17 protein-coding genes and 1 tRNA gene are annotated in these 17,459 nt (G+C 59.8%); 5 read left to right on the forward strand and 13 right to left on the reverse strand.

The window, feature by feature from the left end; genetic code table 11:
• Nucleotides 1-13 precede the first annotated feature (13 nt).
• On the reverse strand, nucleotides 14-991 hold the full coding sequence (locus DT23_RS06335) for a malate dehydrogenase (RefSeq protein WP_038129536.1): 978 nt from the start codon (nucleotides 989-991) through the stop codon (nucleotides 14-16).
• Nucleotides 992-1,295: 304 nt separating this feature from the next.
• Between DT23_RS06335 and DT23_RS06340 the strand changes: the two genes are divergently transcribed.
• Nucleotides 1,296-2,174, forward strand: coding sequence for an NAD(P)-dependent oxidoreductase (locus tag DT23_RS06340; RefSeq protein WP_038129539.1), 879 nt, complete (start codon nucleotides 1,296-1,298; stop codon nucleotides 2,172-2,174).
• Nucleotides 2,175-2,237: 63 nt separating this feature from the next.
• On the opposite strand, the gene DT23_RS06345 is transcribed toward DT23_RS06340, so the two are convergent.
• The 4 genes from DT23_RS06345 to DT23_RS06360 form a co-directional block, all read right to left on the reverse strand.
• Nucleotides 2,238-2,660, reverse strand: a complete 423-nt coding sequence (locus tag DT23_RS06345; protein ID WP_038129540.1) for a GlcG/HbpS family heme-binding protein — start codon at nucleotides 2,658-2,660, stop codon at nucleotides 2,238-2,240.
• 40 nt (nucleotides 2,661-2,700) lie between these two features.
• A complete protein-coding gene (locus DT23_RS06350; RefSeq protein ID WP_038129542.1) occupies nucleotides 2,701-4,203 on the reverse strand; it encodes a tripartite tricarboxylate transporter permease in 1,503 nt (500 codons plus the stop codon).
• An 18-nt stretch (nucleotides 4,204-4,221) separates the two neighbouring features.
• Nucleotides 4,222-4,695, reverse strand: coding sequence for a tripartite tricarboxylate transporter TctB family protein (locus DT23_RS06355; RefSeq protein WP_038129544.1), 474 nt, complete (start codon nucleotides 4,693-4,695; stop codon nucleotides 4,222-4,224).
• Nucleotides 4,696-4,852: 157 nt separating this feature from the next.
• On the reverse strand, nucleotides 4,853-5,833 hold the full coding sequence (locus DT23_RS06360) for a tripartite tricarboxylate transporter substrate binding protein (RefSeq protein ID WP_038129547.1): 981 nt from the start codon (nucleotides 5,831-5,833) through the stop codon (nucleotides 4,853-4,855).
• Nucleotides 5,834-6,306: 473 nt separating this feature from the next.
• Between DT23_RS06360 and DT23_RS06365 the strand changes: the two genes are divergently transcribed.
• The 4 genes from DT23_RS06365 (at nucleotide 6,307) to kduD (ending at nucleotide 9,978) form a co-directional block, all read left to right on the forward strand.
• Nucleotides 6,307-7,308, forward strand: coding sequence for a TRAP transporter substrate-binding protein (locus DT23_RS06365; RefSeq protein WP_051697111.1), 1,002 nt, complete (start codon nucleotides 6,307-6,309; stop codon nucleotides 7,306-7,308).
• Between the two features lie 96 nt (nucleotides 7,309-7,404).
• Nucleotides 7,405-7,896, forward strand: coding sequence for a TRAP transporter small permease (locus tag DT23_RS06370; RefSeq protein ID WP_038129549.1), 492 nt, complete (start codon nucleotides 7,405-7,407; stop codon nucleotides 7,894-7,896).
• Nucleotides 7,893-9,206, forward strand: coding sequence for a TRAP transporter large permease (locus DT23_RS06375; protein WP_038129551.1), 1,314 nt, complete (start codon nucleotides 7,893-7,895; stop codon nucleotides 9,204-9,206). The genes DT23_RS06370 and DT23_RS06375 overlap by 4 nt, the downstream gene beginning before the upstream one ends.
• Before the next feature lie 43 nt (nucleotides 9,207-9,249).
• Nucleotides 9,250-9,978, forward strand: coding sequence for a 2-dehydro-3-deoxy-D-gluconate 5-dehydrogenase KduD (kduD, locus tag DT23_RS06380; RefSeq protein ID WP_038129553.1), 729 nt, complete (start codon nucleotides 9,250-9,252; stop codon nucleotides 9,976-9,978).
• 4 nt (nucleotides 9,979-9,982) lie between these two features.
• Here the strand turns inward: kduD and DT23_RS06385 are convergent, their stop codons facing one another.
• The 8 genes from DT23_RS06385 to recJ form a co-directional block, all read right to left on the reverse strand.
• Nucleotides 9,983-10,666 carry a GntR family transcriptional regulator gene (locus DT23_RS06385; protein ID WP_038129555.1) on the reverse strand — a complete coding sequence of 228 codons (684 nt, stop codon included), beginning with the start codon at nucleotides 10,664-10,666 and terminating at the stop codon, nucleotides 9,983-9,985.
• 208 nt (nucleotides 10,667-10,874) lie between these two features.
• Nucleotides 10,875-12,065, reverse strand: a complete 1,191-nt coding sequence (gene uxuA, locus DT23_RS06390) for a mannonate dehydratase (RefSeq protein ID WP_038129557.1) — start codon at nucleotides 12,063-12,065, stop codon at nucleotides 10,875-10,877.
• Nucleotides 12,066-12,167: 102 nt separating this feature from the next.
• The gene (locus DT23_RS06395; protein ID WP_038129559.1) at nucleotides 12,168-13,064 is read right to left on the reverse strand and encodes a sugar kinase; all 897 of its coding nucleotides are present in this window, start codon (nucleotides 13,062-13,064) and stop codon (nucleotides 12,168-12,170) included.
• A gap of 180 nt (nucleotides 13,065-13,244) precedes the next feature.
• Nucleotides 13,245-13,988 carry an SDR family NAD(P)-dependent oxidoreductase gene (locus DT23_RS06400; RefSeq protein WP_038129561.1) on the reverse strand — a complete coding sequence of 248 codons (744 nt, stop codon included), beginning with the start codon at nucleotides 13,986-13,988 and terminating at the stop codon, nucleotides 13,245-13,247.
• A gap of 85 nt (nucleotides 13,989-14,073) precedes the next feature.
• On the reverse strand, nucleotides 14,074-14,406 hold the full coding sequence (locus DT23_RS06405) for a cupin domain-containing protein (RefSeq protein ID WP_038129563.1): 333 nt from the start codon (nucleotides 14,404-14,406) through the stop codon (nucleotides 14,074-14,076).
• 485 nt (nucleotides 14,407-14,891) lie between these two features.
• A complete protein-coding gene (locus DT23_RS06410) occupies nucleotides 14,892-15,092 on the reverse strand; it encodes a hypothetical protein (protein WP_156023872.1) in 201 nt (66 codons plus the stop codon).
• A 166-nt stretch (nucleotides 15,093-15,258) separates the two neighbouring features.
• A tRNA-Glu gene (locus tag DT23_RS06415) sits at nucleotides 15,259-15,333 on the reverse strand.
• Between the two features lie 145 nt (nucleotides 15,334-15,478).
• Nucleotides 15,479-17,221, reverse strand: a complete 1,743-nt coding sequence (gene recJ / locus DT23_RS06420) for a single-stranded-DNA-specific exonuclease RecJ (RefSeq protein WP_038129566.1) — start codon at nucleotides 17,219-17,221, stop codon at nucleotides 15,479-15,481.
• Nucleotides 17,222-17,459: the final 238 nt, after the last annotated feature.

Raw genomic sequence — 17,459 nt, forward strand, 5'->3', positions numbered from 1 at the left:
TAAGCAGTCCAGATCAGCGACCGAGTGCTGCGTCCAACTCGTCTTTCAATTCCGCGCAGGTGAGGTCGATCATCTTGCGCGCGAAGTCGTCAATTTCGATGCCTTCGACGCGGGTGTAGACGCCGCCTTCGCAGGTCACTGGCACACCGCAGATCAGGCCCTCGGGGATGCCGTAGCTGCCATCAGAGGGCACGCCCATCGACACCCATTTGCCATCTGTGCCGTTGATCCAGTCATGCATGTGATCAATCGCGGCATTGGCCGCCGAGGCCGCCGACGACGCGCCGCGCGCCTCGATGATGGCCGAGCCGCGCTTGGCGACGGTCGGGATCAGGGTCTCGCGATACCACGCCTCATCGCCGATGAGCTGCGAGATCGCCTTGCCATTGGCCTGTGCGTTGCTCCAGTCGGGGAACATGCTGGGCGAGTGGTTGCCCCACACAGCCGCCTTTTCGATATCGCGCACGGCAACATCGGCTTTGGTCGCGAGTTGCGACAAAAAGCGGTTGTGATCGAGGCGCAGCATGGCGGTGATATTGGCGGCGGGGAAGTCGGGCGCATGGGCCGCAAGGATCGCGGCGTTGGTATTGGCCGGGTTGCCCACGACGATGACTTTGGCGTCGCGCGAAGCGGCCTCGTTCAGCGCCTTGCCCTGAACCTTGAAGATCTCGGCGTTGACAGCCAGCAGATCGGCGCGCTCCATCCCTTTGCTGCGCGGACGCGACCCGACAAGGAATACCGCGTCTGCATCTTTAAAGGCCGTGACCGGATCATCCGTCGCCACGATTCCCTGGACGAGCGGGAAGGCGCAATCTTCCAGTTCCATCAGCACGCCGCGCAACGCTTCCATCGCCTGCGGGATGTCGAGAAGTTGTAAAATGACGGGCTGGTCGGGCCCATAGACATCGCCCTTGGCGATCCGGAAAAGCAGCGAGTAGCAAATCTGTCCAGCCGCGCCGGTAATGGCGATGCGTTTTGCGGGAAGTGTCATTTGGGCCTCCTGAGTCCGTTTGCAGTCACAAGGCAATTAGCGCGTTGAGGAGCTGGCGTCCAATTCAACATTTCGATCCGTTTAAACGTGATGGGCGATTGGGGGCATCTGGGGGCCTGAAACCCGCGTTTTCGCGCGCTTTGTGTCACGACGTAGGTTTGAAATTTTGCAACGCTTGGGCAGGTGGCGAGCGATGGGGCCGGGCGCGATCCATCCGGGTCAGATTGCATTCACGCTCTGGATTACCTTTCAAATTTGGTGTAGGAATACTAGGATACCACTTTGGTTTTCGTAGGAGACAGATATGAGCAAACCCGTCATCGGTTTCATCGGACTCGGCCTTATGGGCGGGAACATGGTTGAGTGCCTGCAAAAGAACGGCTTTGAGCTGATCGTGATGGATCTTAACAAAGATGCCGTTGCTGCCGTGGTGGCCCGTGGCGCTACCGAGGCGAAATCGGGGGCCGAACTGGCTGCGGCCAGCGATATCGTGATGCTTTGCCTGACCACCTCTGACGTTGTCGAAGGGCTGGTCTATGCGCAGGACGGTATTTTGGCGGGGATCAAGCCGGGCGCTGTTTTGATTGATTTCGGAACCTCGATTCCCGCCTCGACGCGCAAGATCGGGGCCGACTTGGCCAAGAAGGGCGCGGGCATGATCGACGCGCCTTTGGGACGCACGCCCGCGCATGCCAAGGACGGTTTGCTCAACATCATGGCCGCAGGGGATCGCGCGACCTTTGACAGCGTCAAACCGGTTCTTGATGTGCAAGGCGAGAACGTCTTTTACCTTGGCGCGCTTGGCGCAGGTCATACGACCAAGCTGATCAACAACTTCATGGGAATGACCACCGTCAGCGCCATGAGCCAAGCCTTCGCCGTGGCCGACCGCGCCGGTGTTGATCGCCAGCAGCTTTACGACATCATGTCGACAGGCCCGTCGAATTCGCCCTTCATGGGGTTTTGCAAGAATTACGCGGTGGATGGCGTCAGCGATCTGGGGTTCTCGATTGCCAATGCCAACAAGGATCTGGGCTATTTCCTCAAGATGGTCGAGGATCTGGGAACGCGCTCTGAGATTGCCGAGGGCACCTCGCATAACCTTCAGGCGGCTTTCGATGCTGGAATGGGAAATGGCAATGTGCCGGAAATCTTTGACTACTTCCGCACGTTAGAAAAGTAACGCGCAGGACGCGATAAATCAGCCGCGCGCCCCGATATCGGATGCGCGGCTGGATGCAAAAGATCAATCGGTTTGCAAAAGCGCTTTAATCCCGGCCTCTGCGACTTCCAGATCTTGCGCTGGCGACCCCGAGCTGACGCCGATAGCGCCCACAATCCCCCCATCGACAACAACCGGAACGCCGCCCGCAAACACCACCATGCGCCCGCTGACGGTTGACGAGATACCATAGGCTGGCTTGCCCGGTTGGCTGGCTTCGCCAAGCTCATGCGTGGGCTTTCGGATGCCGGAGGCGGTGTAACTTTTGTCGATCGCGATGGTGATGCTGGGGATCTTGGCACCATCCATCCGCTCAAACGCAAGCAGGTTGCAGCTTTCGTCTGTCACCGCGATGCACATTGGCACGCCGATCTCCATCGCCTTGGCCTTTGCCCCGGCAATGAGAACCTGCGCATCGGCAAGGTCCAGCCGTTTGAGTGTCAACATGATGCACGTCCTTTTCTGTTCCGATGATCCGCCGCGCTGGCTAGGCCCCGACTTTGGATTGCCGCGTGAGGCGGCGCACAAGTAGCATGATCAGCGGCAGCGTCCAGATCAGCACTGTGAACGCGCCCAAGGTGCCCGCGACGGGGCGGTCAAAGAACCCGACGATGCTGCCATCGGATTTGATCATTGTGGCCATGAAATTGTCTTCCAGCATCGGGCCGATCACGATGCCAAGGATCGTTGGCGCGATGGGAAAGCCGTTTTCCTCCATCAGAAACCCGATGATCCCTAGCGCCAGCATGACGGCGATACCAAAGACACTGTTGGTGATCGCAAATGAACCCACCATGCAGAACAGCAAGATCACCGGCATCAGCAGTTTCGCAGGCGTGCGCACGACGAAACGAGCGCCACGGATCGCGAAATAGCCCAGCACCAGCAGCAGCAGATTGGCCACAAAGAAAGTCATGAAAATCGCGTAGGTCAGGTCGGCCTGTTGAACAAAGACCATCGGGCCGGGGGTAATGCCTTTCATGAACAGAACGCCAATGGCGATGGCCGTGATCGAGTCGCCCGGAATGCCAAAGACCAACGCGGGGATCCACACACCGCTGAGCGAGGCGTTATTGGCAGCGCCGGCGGCGGCCAGGCCTTCGGGATGCCCGGTGCCGAATTTTTCGGGCGTGCGTGAGAATTTCTTGGCCACGGCATAGGCGACCCAAGCGGCGATATCGGACCCAGCGCCGGGCAAAATCCCGATGACGGTGCCGATCAGGCTACCAGATGCAAGATTACCCTTGTTTTCGCGCACCATCTTCCACTGGCCGCCATAGACGGTGGAGTTGGATTTCGGCACGGATGAGGTGTCATGCGATGCGGCCATGGCGAAGCGCAGGATCTCGGTCATCGCGAACATCCCGATCATCGCGGGGATAAAGCTGACACCGCCCATCAGGTCGACCGAGCCGTAGGTGAAACGCGGAAAGCCTGCCGTCACGTCGATGCCGATGGTGGAAATGAACAGCCCGATCAGCAGCGCGATCAGCCCTTTGACCGGCGAGCCACGCGAAATGATCACGGAACAACTCAGGCCAAGAACGGCGAGCCAGAAATATTCCACCGTGCTGAACTGAAACGCAAATTCCGCAAGGTAGGGCGCGCAGGTGGTCAGGATAATCGCGCCCACGATCCCGCCAAAGACCGAACTGACAAGACCGATGCCAAGCGCGCGCTCGGCCTGACCGCGCGATGTCATCTGATAGGCGTCATCCACATAGGCAGCCGAGGCGGGGGTGCCGGGGATGCGCAGCATCGCTCCGGGAATGTCTCCGGCAAAGATCGCCATGGCGACCGCGCTAACGATGGCCGCAATGGCGGGCAGCGGGTCCATGAAAAACGTAAGCGGCACTAGCAAGGCCGTGGCCATCGTCGCCGAAAGCCCCGGGATTGCCCCAATAAACAGGCCGAAAACCGATGCGCCAAGGATGATACCCAGCACCGCAGGATCAGCGACCATCATGAGAGCGTTAAAGATATGGTCCATGAAGTTCCCCTTGCCAGCCTACCAGGCGATGGATTGCAGCAAGCCCCATGGCAGGGGCACAAGAAAGACCTTGCTGAACAGCGTGTGGATCGCCAGCGATGCCGCCACCGAAACAAGGACAGACGTCATCACATTCACCCGCAGCGCCAACAGAAACGCCAGAAGCACCGCGATGCTGAGCACCGGAAACCCGATCACGTCGAGAAACGGAATAAAGCTTGCCGTTCCCAGCAAAACGATCGCGACGCGCAGAATGCGGCGGGGATCGGTGATCCAGGCACCCGCCTCGATGAGTTTCGGGCGCGGCGTTCCCATAAGATCCTTGGCAATCAGGATCAGCGCGCAAATCATCAGACCGACGGCCACAATCGAGGGCAACAGCCCAGAGCCGATGGATTGTCCGGGGATTGTCGGGAAACTGCTGGCTTGAATCAAAACGGCTGTTGCAAACAACAGCAGGAAGCAGCCCATCAAACGGTCACTGATTTTCATGTGCTCTCCAGTGCGACAACGGAATGTTTGCCAGCGATTCGCCCCTGTGCTTGGGCTGTGTCCGGCAGTGCCCCCGACCGGGGAGGAGAACCTGAAGGTCGGGGGAGAGGTTACGCACTGGCCCAAGGGCCCACCGAAGGCCAGTGCGTCAGGTTCGTTATTTTACAAGACCGGCAGCTTGCATCACCTTGCCGTTCGCCGCATCGGCCTTTGCCATGAACGCGCCAAAGGCGGGGCCATCAAGCCAGACCTTGCCAAAACCACGTTCGGACATGAAGGCGGTGAACTCGTCAGAGTTATAGGCAGCCTCCATCGCCGATGAGAGCTTGGCGACGGCCTCGTCGGGCAGGCCGGCGGGACCAGCCACGCCACGCCAGGATGCGACCATCAGATCAACACCGGTCTCGGATTTTACAGTCGGCAGATCGGGCAGACCGGGCAGGGGCTCCTCGCTCATGACGGCAAGCGGTTTCACTTTGCCCGCAGCAATCAGAGAGGCGGCTTCGGGATAAGAGCACGCGACGATATCAACGCCCCCCGAGACCAGATCCTGTAGTCCGGCGGCAGAGCCTTTAGAGGGCACCCACGGCACTGTACTTGGGCTCAGACCGTCCTCCGATAGCAGGCCTGCCATCGCAAGATGCCAGATCCCGCCCTGACCCGTGCCCGAGGATTTCATTTTCCCTGGCTCGGCCTTGGCGTCGGCAAGAAAGGCCGTGAGCGTGTCGAATTTGGAATCGGCGCGTACATGGAATGCGGCCGGATCGGCATTGAACAGCCCGATCGGCGTGTAGTTCGTAGGGTTCAGCGCCGTCAGGCCCGCGTGATGCATCATCGTGATTTCAACGGTCACGGTGCCAATGGTGTAGCCATCGGGCTTTGCGTTGGCGATCGCCGAGTGACCGACAACGCCTGACCCGCCATCACGGTTTACGACATTGACCGGAACGCCAAGCTCTTTTTCCATCAGCCCGGCCAACATGCGGCTTGTGGCGTCGGTGCCGCCCCCCGCGCCCCACGGCACGATCCAAGTGATTGGCCGTTCGGGGTATTCCGCCCGAGCGGCATCGGTCATGAACCCAGTACCCGCTGCAAAAGCCGTGATACCGAGACCGAGTGTCAAAAGATTGCGAAGCATAAGCATCCTCCCATAGACGCGTTTGACGTGGACCGATCAGCGCGTTTACCGATCGTGTCTTAGATGAAGCGACAAGGCGCTTCGAAACTCCTCCCCTGGCGGATTTTCATCTCCCGAAGTGTCAACTCCGAAGCCAAGGCTCTCAATGTGTGGGATTGTAGTATCCCAGTAAGTCTGAACCTGATGGATTTATTCAGGTGAGTCGAGAAAAAAGTCTCATCATTTGGTAACTATCTTTGTGATCTGCGTCGGCTTTGCGACCCGTCGTTTCACCACGGCGTGTGTTCAAGCGTCCTCTTGCTCACGAAAAAACTAGCATACTAGAATAGGTAGTGCTATTTCTTGCGCAGGGAGAGACTGCCGTTTCGACATATTAACAGGTGTATCACGCGATTGATGCGCCTTTTATTGCAACGCATTGCATCTTTGCGAGCTGTTGGTCGGGCGCCCTGAAACAGTTCTGGGAGGAACACATGACGCGACTCATTTCTGCTAAAACCATCCTGCGGGGCGCCACTTTGGCTGCTGCCTTTGCCGCAACACTCACCTCTGCGGCAGCGCAAGAGATCACATTGCGCGGTGCCAGCATGTTTGACGAAAACCACGCCTTCACCAAGACGATGGAGCGCTTTTCCGAACTGGTTCAGGAAAAATATGACGGTGACGTCAATTTCGATCTGCGCCTGAATGGAGAGCTGGGCGTCGAGGCTGACTATGTCACCTTCCTTCAGCAGGGCGTCGCGATTGATTTTACGATCATGGCGCCCTCTAATATGGCGACATTCGCGCCCTCGATCCCGTTGATGGACATGCCGTTCCTGTTTCGCGACCAAGCCCACTGGGAGGCAGTTCTGTCCAGCGACGTGCTTCAGCCGCTTGAACAGGAACTGGCTGACAAGGCCGACATCATGGTCATCGGTTATACCGGTGGCGGCGTTCGCAACGTTCTGGCAAACCACCCGATCCACAATTTGAACGAACTGGCCGGGTTCAAAATGCGCGTCATGGGCGCACCGATCCAGGCGCAGATCTTCTCGGCGCTGACGGCGGCCCCGTCCGCGATTTCCTATAGCGAGGTTTATAACGCGATCCAGACCGGTGTGATTTCGGGCTTTGAGAACGAAGCGGCCAGCATCCAGAACCTCAAGTTCTACGAGGTCGCGCCCTATCTAACCTTGACGCGCCACGCGATCACGGTGCGCCCCATCGTGATGAGCGGCAAGACGTTTCGCAACTTGCCAGCCCCCCTGCAAGCCGCCGTCCTAGAGGCTGGCAAAGAAGCGGGCGCCTACGGGCGTGAGCTGGAATCGCGCGAGGACGCTGAGAAATTGCAAGAGATGGCGGATGCCAAGCAGTTGACGGTTCTGGAATTTGAGGATCGCGACAAGCTGCTCGAGTTGGTTGTGCCAGTGCAGGATGCCTATGCAGACAGCCTTGGTGCGAGCGATCTCCTGACCTCGATCCGCGGCATGTAACAGCAAGCCGTGACCAGATTGCGCATTCCGGGCACGGCTCGTTCGGAATGCGCTTTGCGGTCGCTGGCGAGCGACACACAGGTGGGGGGAGTTCACTTGGGGCGTATACTTGAAGGGTTTTGCCAAGGGCTACGAGTGCTGCTGGCCGTGCTGATGGGGGCACTCGCAATCCCGGTCGCGATGCAGGTTATTGCGCGCTACACCGGGCTTATTCCGGTCTATTTGTGGACCGAGGAACTCGCCACATTCATCTTTGTCTGGATGGTGATGATCGGGTCGATGATCGCGGTCTGGGAGGGCACCCATTTCGATGTGCGGATAACGCGAGACGCCACACGACCGCTGGGGATACTCCTGCAAAAAGGCATTGTCCTTCTGCTGATCGGGGCCTTTGCCTTGGTCTTTGCGTGGTATGGCATTGAGTACGCCAAGTTTGGGGCCATGCAGCAAACCGTGATGATGCAGGCCAATAAGCTGATCACCTTTATTTCCGTCCCGATTTCGGGCGCGGTCTGGGCGGTGTTCGCATTTTATAGACTGGCCGAAGCCTTCGCCGAGTACCGCAATTCCGAGAAAGCAATGTCATGATTATTTCAACGGGTGTTGCCTGTGCCATCATGGTGGGCGGGTTTCTTTTGCTGGTGCTGATCCGGGTTCCCGTGGCGTTCGCTTTGGGGATCGCGACGGTGCCGGTTGTGCTGATGGATATGCGGCTCACGCCCTTCATCGTGCTCGACCGGATGTTTCAGTCCTATAATTCGTTCATCCTGTTGGCGGTGCCGTTTTTCCTGCTCGCGGCCAATTTGATGAACTCCGGCAAGATCACCGACAAGCTGATTGATCTGTCGCGGGTCTTGACCGGTTGGATGCCGGGCGGGCTTGGGCATGTGAATGTCGCGGTGTCGATGCTGTTTGCGGGGATTTCGGGGTCTTCGACGGCGGATGCGGCGGGCTGCGGCAAGATCTTGATCCCGGCGATGGTCAAGGAAGGTTATGACCGCCGTTTTGCCATTGCGATCACGGCGTGCTCGTCGGTGATGGGGGTGATCATTCCGCCCAGCATCTTGATGGTGGTCTGGGGGGGCGTCATGCAAGTGTCGGTTGGCGCGCTGTTTCTGGCGGGGGCGATTCCGGGGCTGCTGATCGGCTTTGCCCTGATGGCGACGGTCTACGGCTATGCCAAGGTCTATGACTACCCAATCGCGCTGCGTCCGACCCTGTGTGACCTGTGGCGGGCCTTCAAGGGCGCATTCCTTGCGATGTTGACCCCGTTACTTGTGATCGGCGGCATTGTTGGCGGTATCGTTACGCCAACGGAAAGCGCGATTATCGCCGCTGGCTATGCGCTGATCCTGGGGATGTTCGTCTACCGCACGGTTACTTGGCGCGATCTGGGCGGTATCTTTTACGAGACGGGGCGGTTCGCCTCAATCTCGCTATTTGCCATTGGCACGGCGTCGGCCTTTGGCTGGACGCTGGCGTTTTTCAACGTGCCGCGACTGATTGTGACCTTCATGACCAGCATGGAGCTTGGCTATTTCGGCACCGCTTTGGTGATTGCGGGGCTGTTCTTGTTCTTTGGCCTGTTGTTCATCGATGCCATCCCGACCATCATCATCCTTGGCACTGTGCTGATGCCTGTGGCGGCGGCAGCCGATATCCAGCCCGTCGTCTTTGCAATTATCGGCATCGTGTCGCTGGCATTCGGGCTTGTGACGCCGCCCTATGGGCTTTGTTTGCTGATCTCGGCGGCCATTGGGGGGATGAACGTGGTGCAGGTGATGCGCGATGTGGTGATCATCCTCATCCCGATGCTGATCATCCTGTTTCTGGTCATCCTGTTTCCCGACATCGCGCTGTGGCTGCCAGAAACGATGATGCCAAGTGCGTTCCCGTGAGCCCTGACAGGATCGCTTCACCGGATGGTAAAGGAGGCCCGCGATGAGCCCATTTTCACTGGCAGGAAAGACGGCGCTGGTCACGGGGGCCAATACCGGGATCGGGCAGGCGATAGCGGTGGCAATGGGCCAAGCGGGGGCGCATGTGATCTGCGCCGGACGGTCATCTTGCGCCGATACCGTAGGCAGGATCGACAGCGCCGAGGGCCTGCTTCTTGATTTCGCAGATCCGATGGCGGCGCGGGACATATTCGCAAAGCGCCCCATCGACATCCTCGTCAACAATGCCGGGATCATCCGGCGCGCCGACAGTCTCGATTTCAGCGAAGCCGATTGGGACGACGTCATGGATGTCAATCTCAAGGCGGTGTTCTTCACCTGTCAGGCGTTCGCCCGCGCCGCTCTTGCACGAAACGCCTCCGGGCGCATCGTCAATATCGCTTCGCTGCTGTCGTTTCAGGGGGGTATCAGGGTCGCGTCCTATACCGCTGCCAAGCATGGGGTGGCAGGGTTGACCAAGCTTCTGGCGAACGAATGGGCGGCCAAAGGCATCAACGTGAACGCCATCGCACCGGGATATATCGCGACCAACAACACCAAGGCGTTGCGCGCCGATCCAGACCGCAACCAAGCAATCCTAGAGCGCATCCCGGCCGCGCGCTGGGGCACGCCCGATGACATCGCACAAACAGCGGTGTTTTTGGCGGCACCAGCGTCGGCCTATATTCACGGAACGATCGTGACAGTCGATGGCGGCTGGTTGGCGCGCTAGCTGCCTAGGCCTCAAAATACTCGTCATGGGCCTTGCGAATGCTGGCGATGGTCGGATCAAGCCGCGACAGGTGCAAGCGCGCGATCTCAACCGCGCCCTCGGCATCGCCCGCCGCAATACACGCAACGATCCGGGTGTGATCGTCATATAACACACCGATCCGGTCTTCTTGCGTCAGGCCCAATACGCAGAGCCGGTCAACCAACGCCTTCTTCTCGGCAATCACCTTAAATGCATGTGCGACACCTGCGATTTCGCACAGGATGCGGTGAAATTCGTAATCAAGCTTGTGAAACGCATCGCCGTCCTTGGTTTCCAGCGTCGCTTTTTGCTGATCAAGATTGTCCTGAAGCAGGCCCATCTTGGAGCCATCCCATGTTTGCGTCGCAAGCCGGATCACTTCGACCTCAACAGCGGCGCGAATGAAACGCGCAGCCTGAATCGCCTCATAGGAAAACCGGCGCACTTCCGTCGCGCGCTGTGGACGCACCAATAGCAGATCAAGGTTTGTCAGGCGGTTAAAGGCATCGCGCACGGGCTGGCGCGACACGTTCAGCTTATTGGCAATCTCGACTTCGGAAATCTTGGCGCCGGGCAACATGCGCAATGCGACGATCTCGTCATACAAATAATCAAAGACCTCGTCGGCGCTGGTGCGTCGCTCGCGCGCAATTGGCATTTGTCGCATGTTTCTCTCCTTGGATCCCAGTGCGCTTACCCCATTCGCTTTCGGGTTTCCAGTTTTCACTGGCCCGAGACAGAGGCTATTTTCAACGTGTTTAAGGGCGGTTGTGGCAAAAACCGCGCCCTCGCCAAGTGCCCCGAGTTTCCTTTCTCCTGCGCAGCGCCCCTGGGGTGAAAGACCTGCCGAGAGCTTCGCGATAGCGACAAAACGATCATGACGGCCCTGCACTCGCCAGCGCCAACATTGCGCCGCGCAACTCCGCCAGCCCTTTCAACCGTCCGATTGCAGGATAACCGGGAGCAGTTTTGCGTGTGTGATCATCCAGAATGTTCTGGCCGTGATCGGGGCGCATCGGGATCTGCCAGTCGGCGCGACCCTCGGCGCGGCGGCGGCTCTGTTCGCCAAGCGCCGCGCGCATCACCGCGACCATATCGCTCGATCCGCCGAACTGATCGGCCTCGTGAAACGAGCCGGGAATGGTGTCGTCCTCGCGCCGCACGTTGCGGAAGTGGTAAAAATGGATGTGCGGGCCAAGACGCGTCAGCATCTTGGCCAGATCGTTGTCAGGGCGCGCCCCAAGGCTCCCGGTGCAAAAGGTGATGCCGTTGGCGCGCGATGGCACGGCGTTGACCAGCCAGTCGTAATTGGCCTCGCTCGACATGATCCGGGGCAGCCCGAGAAGCGGCCAAGGCGGGTCGTCGGGATGACAGCACAGCCGCATATCAAGCCGTTCGGCACTGGGCACCACCGCCTCAAGGAAAGCGCGCAGATGGCTACGCAATTGCTCGGCGTCGATCTTGGCATATGCGGCGAGACGCGCGCGCAGGGTGTCGAGCGTCCAGTGTTCCAGCGTGCCGGGCAGACCGGCCAGAATGTTGCTGGTAAGTTGGTCTTTTTCGGCTTGGCTAAAGCGCGCGAGCCGGGCGCGGGCCTGCTCAATCACCTCCGCCGGAGAATCTGCCTCGGCGCCCTCGCGCGCCAAAATGCCAAGATCGAAGCCCGCGAAGTCGATCAAATCAAAGCGCAGCGCCGTCGCCCCCGACGGCATCGGCGCGGCCAGATCGGTGCGCCTCCAATCCAGTACCGGCATGAAGTTGTAGCAAATAACGGCGATGCCTTCTTGTGCGAGGTTTTCCAGCGAGCTGATCCAGTTGGCGTAATGCTGGATCGCCTCGGGCGCGCCGGTGCGGGTCGCCTCGCTGACGGGCAGGCTTTCGACGAGATCCCAGCTCAGCCCCGCCGCCTCAATGATCTCGCGACGCGCGCGGATTTCGGCGCGCGGCCAGACCTCGCCGGGTGGTAGATGATAAAGGGCGGTCACGATTCCTTCGGCCCCGGCCTGCCGGATTTCGGACAGCGTCACGCTATCATCAGGACCAAACCACCGCCAAGTATGTCTCATAGCCAGTTAGCCTTTCTTGCGGTTGCGCCAAAGTTCCAAGGGCTGCTTGCGGGCGTCAGAATGTGCGTTTCGGGTTTCCTTTCGGGGGCTTGGCTCACGTTCTCAGGCTTGAACGGGTACAAGCGCGCCTTTGCCCTGCACGACTTGCCCCGCCAAGCGGCACGCCTGCGCGATGCTCTCTGGAAGGGGCGTGTTTGCCTCGATTCCCGCAAGGATTGCAGCGTTGAAACTGTCCCCTGCCGCCGTTGTATCGACCACGCAGGACAGGGCTGGCACCTCCACGTTTCCGCGCGTATCGCCCTGACGGTAGCAGACCGGATCGCCGCCGTTCTTGACGACGATGGTCGTGGCACCGGCTGCGGCGTAGCGGTCTGCGGTCGCCGTGGGGTTGGCATCGTCAAACCAATCTGCTTCGTCCTCAAAAGAGGGCAGGGCAATGTCACTGACGGCAGCGCCTTGCATAACGGCCTTGGTCATCTCGGAAGGGGCAGACCACAGGCGGGGGCGCAGATTGGGGTCAAAGGCAATCGTCTTGCCAGAAGCACGCGCGTCGCGCAGCGCAGTCAACAGCGTTTCGCGCGACGCGCTGCTTAAAATAGCCAGCGTGATCCCGGAAAAATAAATCAGATCCGCTGCGTCCATCGCCTCGGCCAAGGCCTGCGGATCATTCGCTAGCTGGCGAGCCGCCGACTGCCCCCGCCAATAGGAAAAGCTACGCTCGCCATTGTTGAGCGAGATCAGATATAACCCGACGGTGCGATCAGGAACGGTCTGAACGTGGCTGTCGTCGATTCCACTTTCCCTGAACGCATCGCGCATCTGCTGTGAAATCGGGTCGCTGCCCACCGCCGTGAAAAACGAAACGGCGTTCTCAGGTCGTAAACGGGCCAAATACCACGCCGTATTGAACGTATCCCCGGCAAACCCCAGGGAATAGTCTCTTGCTTCGCCCGTCGGGGCAAGCTCGGCCATGCATTCGCCTATCGCAAGAAAGCGCATCTTGTTATCCGGGGTGAGAGTGGAAATAAAAACGGCGCGCGGGAGTGCGGTCGTTCACCGCGCGAAGGGGCAGCAGGCACAGCGCCACCATCAACGGGAGATGCTCGCAGCCCCCGCCGGGGCGCATAAGTGCCACGCCTGTGGATGGTTCTATCAGCCATATTCCCCCCATTCTTCCTATCAGCTAAAGAGCATCCCGCCATTGATGTCGAGATTAACGCCCGTGATGAAAGCGGAGTCCTCAGACGCAAGGAATACCACCAAATTGGCGATATCGTCGGGCGTGCCTTGGCGCTTAAGCGGCGCTGCGGCTTCGACGTTGCGACGCACCTCGTCCTTGGTGTGGATGTTGTGGAAATCGGTGTCGATCATGCCGGGGTACAATGCGTTGACGCGAATTTTCGGCCCCAGCTCTTTGGCAAGCCCGCGCGTCATTGTCATGACAGCCCCCTTAGAGGTCGCATAGGCAACGGCACCCGGCCCGCCGCCATCACGCCCGGCCTGACTGGCCAGATTGACAATGGCGCCCGATTTCATATGCGGCAAACACGCCTTCACCATCAAAAACGTGCTTGTCAGGTTGAGATCCATCACCGCTTGCCAATGCTCTAGCGTCATCTCGGCGATGGTCTTGCGGGCAATCAGGCCGCCGGAATTGTTGACGAGGATATCGACGCCATCGAACTCTTCGACAGTTTTGGCGACCAGCTTTTCGACGTCCTCAGGCGCGTTCAAATCGCCCTGCAATGCGAACGCTTTGCCGCCCGCTGCACGGATTTCCTCAACGGTGCGATCTGCGCCAGCGCTGCTGGAGAAGTAGTTGATTGCGACATTGGCACCTTGCGCTGCCAAATGCTTGGCGCAGGCGCTTCCGATGTCGCGGCCACCGCCCGTTATAATAGCGGTTTTTCCCTGAAGTTTCATACTGTTTCCTTTTCGTCAAACGGATTGAATGGCGGGCAGATGGCGTGGATTAACGTCATTGAAATCCCTCGCGAGATGCGCAATCTCACAGAAAATCGGCACGACTCGGGGTGAAGATATCCAGCAAGACGCCGGGCTCGAGGCAGACAGCACCGTGTTCGATATTGGGCTGCTTGTAGGTGGAATCGCCCGCCGATAGGATCTTTTTCGTCCCGCCGATATTGAACTCGAAACGCCCTGAAAGAATGTAGGTGATTTGCTCATGCGGGTGGCTGTGCAGCGCCCCCACCGCGCCTTCCTCAAAATGGACTTCGACGCACATAAGGTTGTCGCTGTAGGCCGTGACCTTCCTCTTGATCCCGTCGCCAAGGTCGATGAGGTTCATCTCATCGCCGGGAAAATAGTTGGTTACATCCATCGTAGCCCTCCAAGATGTTCTTTGCCTTCAGGTGTTTGCCAGTCTCGAACGTGGCGGGGATCAGCGTCTCGCTTGCCGCTTCATCAAGACGCTGGACGCGGCGTCACCCGCATCCGCGACTGCGAGATCACCGCCGCCGCGTGTCCCACGGGTTGCGTTCATGAGGCCTCGCCCGACAAAGCCGATTTGAGACCTGAAAGCTTTTCGGTGATGGGGCATGCGGTCCTCCGACGCATTGGGTGACTAGTATGCTACTTTGGAGCTTCGCCGATTGCAATCTGGGATTTCGATACCCGCCAAGACAGGGCCGCGCGCTATGCGTAGAAATCGAGGGATAAAGCCATCAGACCGAATGAAAGGATGACGATCAGCAAGCCATGCGGCGCCGCTCGGGACTATTCCTGATTGTTTTCTGACGTCAGGCAAATGACTGATTTAGGCTTAACGAACCACATTCCCCCGTGCAGCGCACTCTGTGAGCTGCGTCACCCCACCTTTGACGCGGTTAGCTTTTCAAGCGCACTCTGGTAGCGCGCGATGCGGGCGAAATCTGCCTCAGTTGGGTTGGAAATGCGCGAAAGGTCTAGGTTGTCGTGCAGGTCGGCGATCTTCACCGCGCGCCCGATCGCGTTTTGCGCGGCCCGCTTGATAAACGCTGAATAGGTTTCATCTAGGCGGCGGGTCACCGTGTCCAACGCTGCGAGGATCGCATCATCAGCCCCTTGCGCGCGCAGAGCCTCTAGTGTCCCGTCCGCACCGAAACAAACGCCGCCGCGACGGGGGAGATGCTGTAGGGGCGCACTATTGCGCAGGGGCGTTTCGAAGGAAAATCAGTCGCCTGGGGAAGGTAAGTGGCAGCCCGTAGGGGAATCGAACCCCTCTTTCCAGGTTGAAAACCTGGCGTCCTAACCGATAGACGAACGGGCCACTCATGGCGATCAAGCGCTTGGCTTGTCAGCGTGGGCGGTGTTTAGGCCAGAGCTTGGTGACTCGCAAGGGGGTTTTTGATGTTTTTGCGAAACTTTCGCATCGAGATCGTTTCCCCGCTGAATGCGGTGCAAAAACAGCGGCTTCAGGCGCGCGCGGCGTCCTCGAGGCGCAGTTGCACCTTATTGCGCCCGCCCCAGGAATTGATCTCAAGGCGACCGGCCAGATGAAAACGCTGCGCGCCACCCTCGCTAAGCGCGGGGCCAATCGGGCCGTCGAAAGCGCCGAACTGAATCGCCTCAATCCGCGCGCCCATCCCATCGCCAAACATAAAGCGCACATGGCTTTCCCCGATCCGGCGCGGCGAGGCGATTTCCATGTCGGCAAAGGCAAATCGCGGGGCAGGGGCGCCTTGGCCAAAGGGGCCGGCGCGGTCGAGATCTTCGATCAGTTGCGCGGTCGCGGCACCGGGCATCAGCAGGCCATCCAGACGCAGATCGCGCGGGCCTTGCGTGCCTGCCCCTTGTTTGGCCAGTAGCTCTGAGAGGCGCGCCATCGCGGCTTCCAGCTTGTCTTCCTCGACAGTCAGACCCGCCGCCATCCGGTGCCCGCCGCCCTTGAGCAGCAAGCCCTCGGCAGCGACGCGTTGGATGGCCGCGCCGATATCGACGCCATTGATTGAGCGGGCCGAGCCTTTGCCGATCCCGCCCTCAAGTCCGATCACGACGGCGGGGCGGTTGGTGGCCTCTTTCAGACGTGCGGCGACGATGCCGACCACGCCCGGATGCCAGCCCTCGCCCGCCGCCCAAACAAGCGGGCCGTCCAGCCCGCGCTGCTCGGCCTGAACCAGCGCCGAGGCGCGCACTGCGTTTTCGACCTCGCGACGCTCGGAGTTCAGCATATCAAGCCGCTCGGCCAGCGCCTGCGCCTCGTGAGGGTCATCGGTGGCTAAAAGCCGCGCACCCAAATCAGCCGCACCGATCCGCCCGCCTGCGTTGATCCGCGGCCCCAGCACGAAGCCCAGCGAATAGGCGCTTGGCGCGCGATCAAGCCTAGCCACATCCGACAGCGCCACCAAACCGGGGCGCTCGCGGCGGGCCATGATTTTCAGCCCCTGACGCACCAGCGCACGATTGCATCCCAGAAGCGGCGCAACATCGGCCACCGTCGCCAGCGCCACCAGATCGAGCAGCGCCATCAGAGGCGGGCCTTGAACATCCTGCGCGCGCAGCTGGCGATTGGCCTCGACCAGCATCAGGAACACCACCGAGGCGGCGCAAAGATGCCCCAGATCGCCAGTCTCATCGAGCCGGTTGGGGTTCACGCAGGCCAGCGCATCGGGCAGGGTCTCGCCGCCCAAATGGTGATCGAGAATGATCACATCGGCGGGTTTGGCGGCTGCGACCGGACCGTGGCTGAGCGTGCCGCAGTCCACGCAGATGATCAGTGAATGATCGCGCGCGAGGGCCTCCATCGCGGGTTCGTTGGGGCCGTAACCCTCGTCGATCCGGTCGGGAATATAAAGCGTCGCTTGGCGTCCCATGCTGCGCAGCCAATGGATCAACAACGCCGCAGAAGATCCTCCATCCACGTCATAATCTGCGAAAACGGCGATCTTCTCGCGCGCGTTGATTGCCGCAAGAAACCGCGTCGCGGCACGCTCCATATCCTTGAGGCTGCGCGGGTCGGGCAGCAGGTCGCGCAGGGTGGGCTCAAGAAAGCCCTCGGCGTCCCGCGGGCTGACGCCGCGTGCCACAAGGATGCGCGCCAAGGGTAGCGGCAGGCGGGTGGTCTGCGCCATCGCCTCGGCGAGACGGTCGGTCTCGGGGGTGGGGCCAACCCAGCGGCGTCCGCTTAGGGAATGATCGACGGAGAGAAAACTGCTCATGCTTTGGTCATAGCGAAACGCAAGCGGGCTTGCCAGAGGGCGCAGTGATTGGCGAGGTCTCGCATTTTACGAAATAGCGGTGGGTCTACCCGCGCGAAGACTTGTGATTTTTTAATATTTTCGGGCGTTGCGCACAAGATTACACCCCAAAACCATCGCTTTTCCGACATTGCACCGTTGTAATGCCTCTGTGCATTTCTGCGGGTGCAAAACCGGCAGGCTCGGGCTAAACTTGGAT

The organism is Thioclava indica (assembly GCF_000714545.1).
Classification (GTDB): Bacteria; Pseudomonadota; Alphaproteobacteria; order Rhodobacterales; family Rhodobacteraceae; genus Thioclava; species Thioclava indica.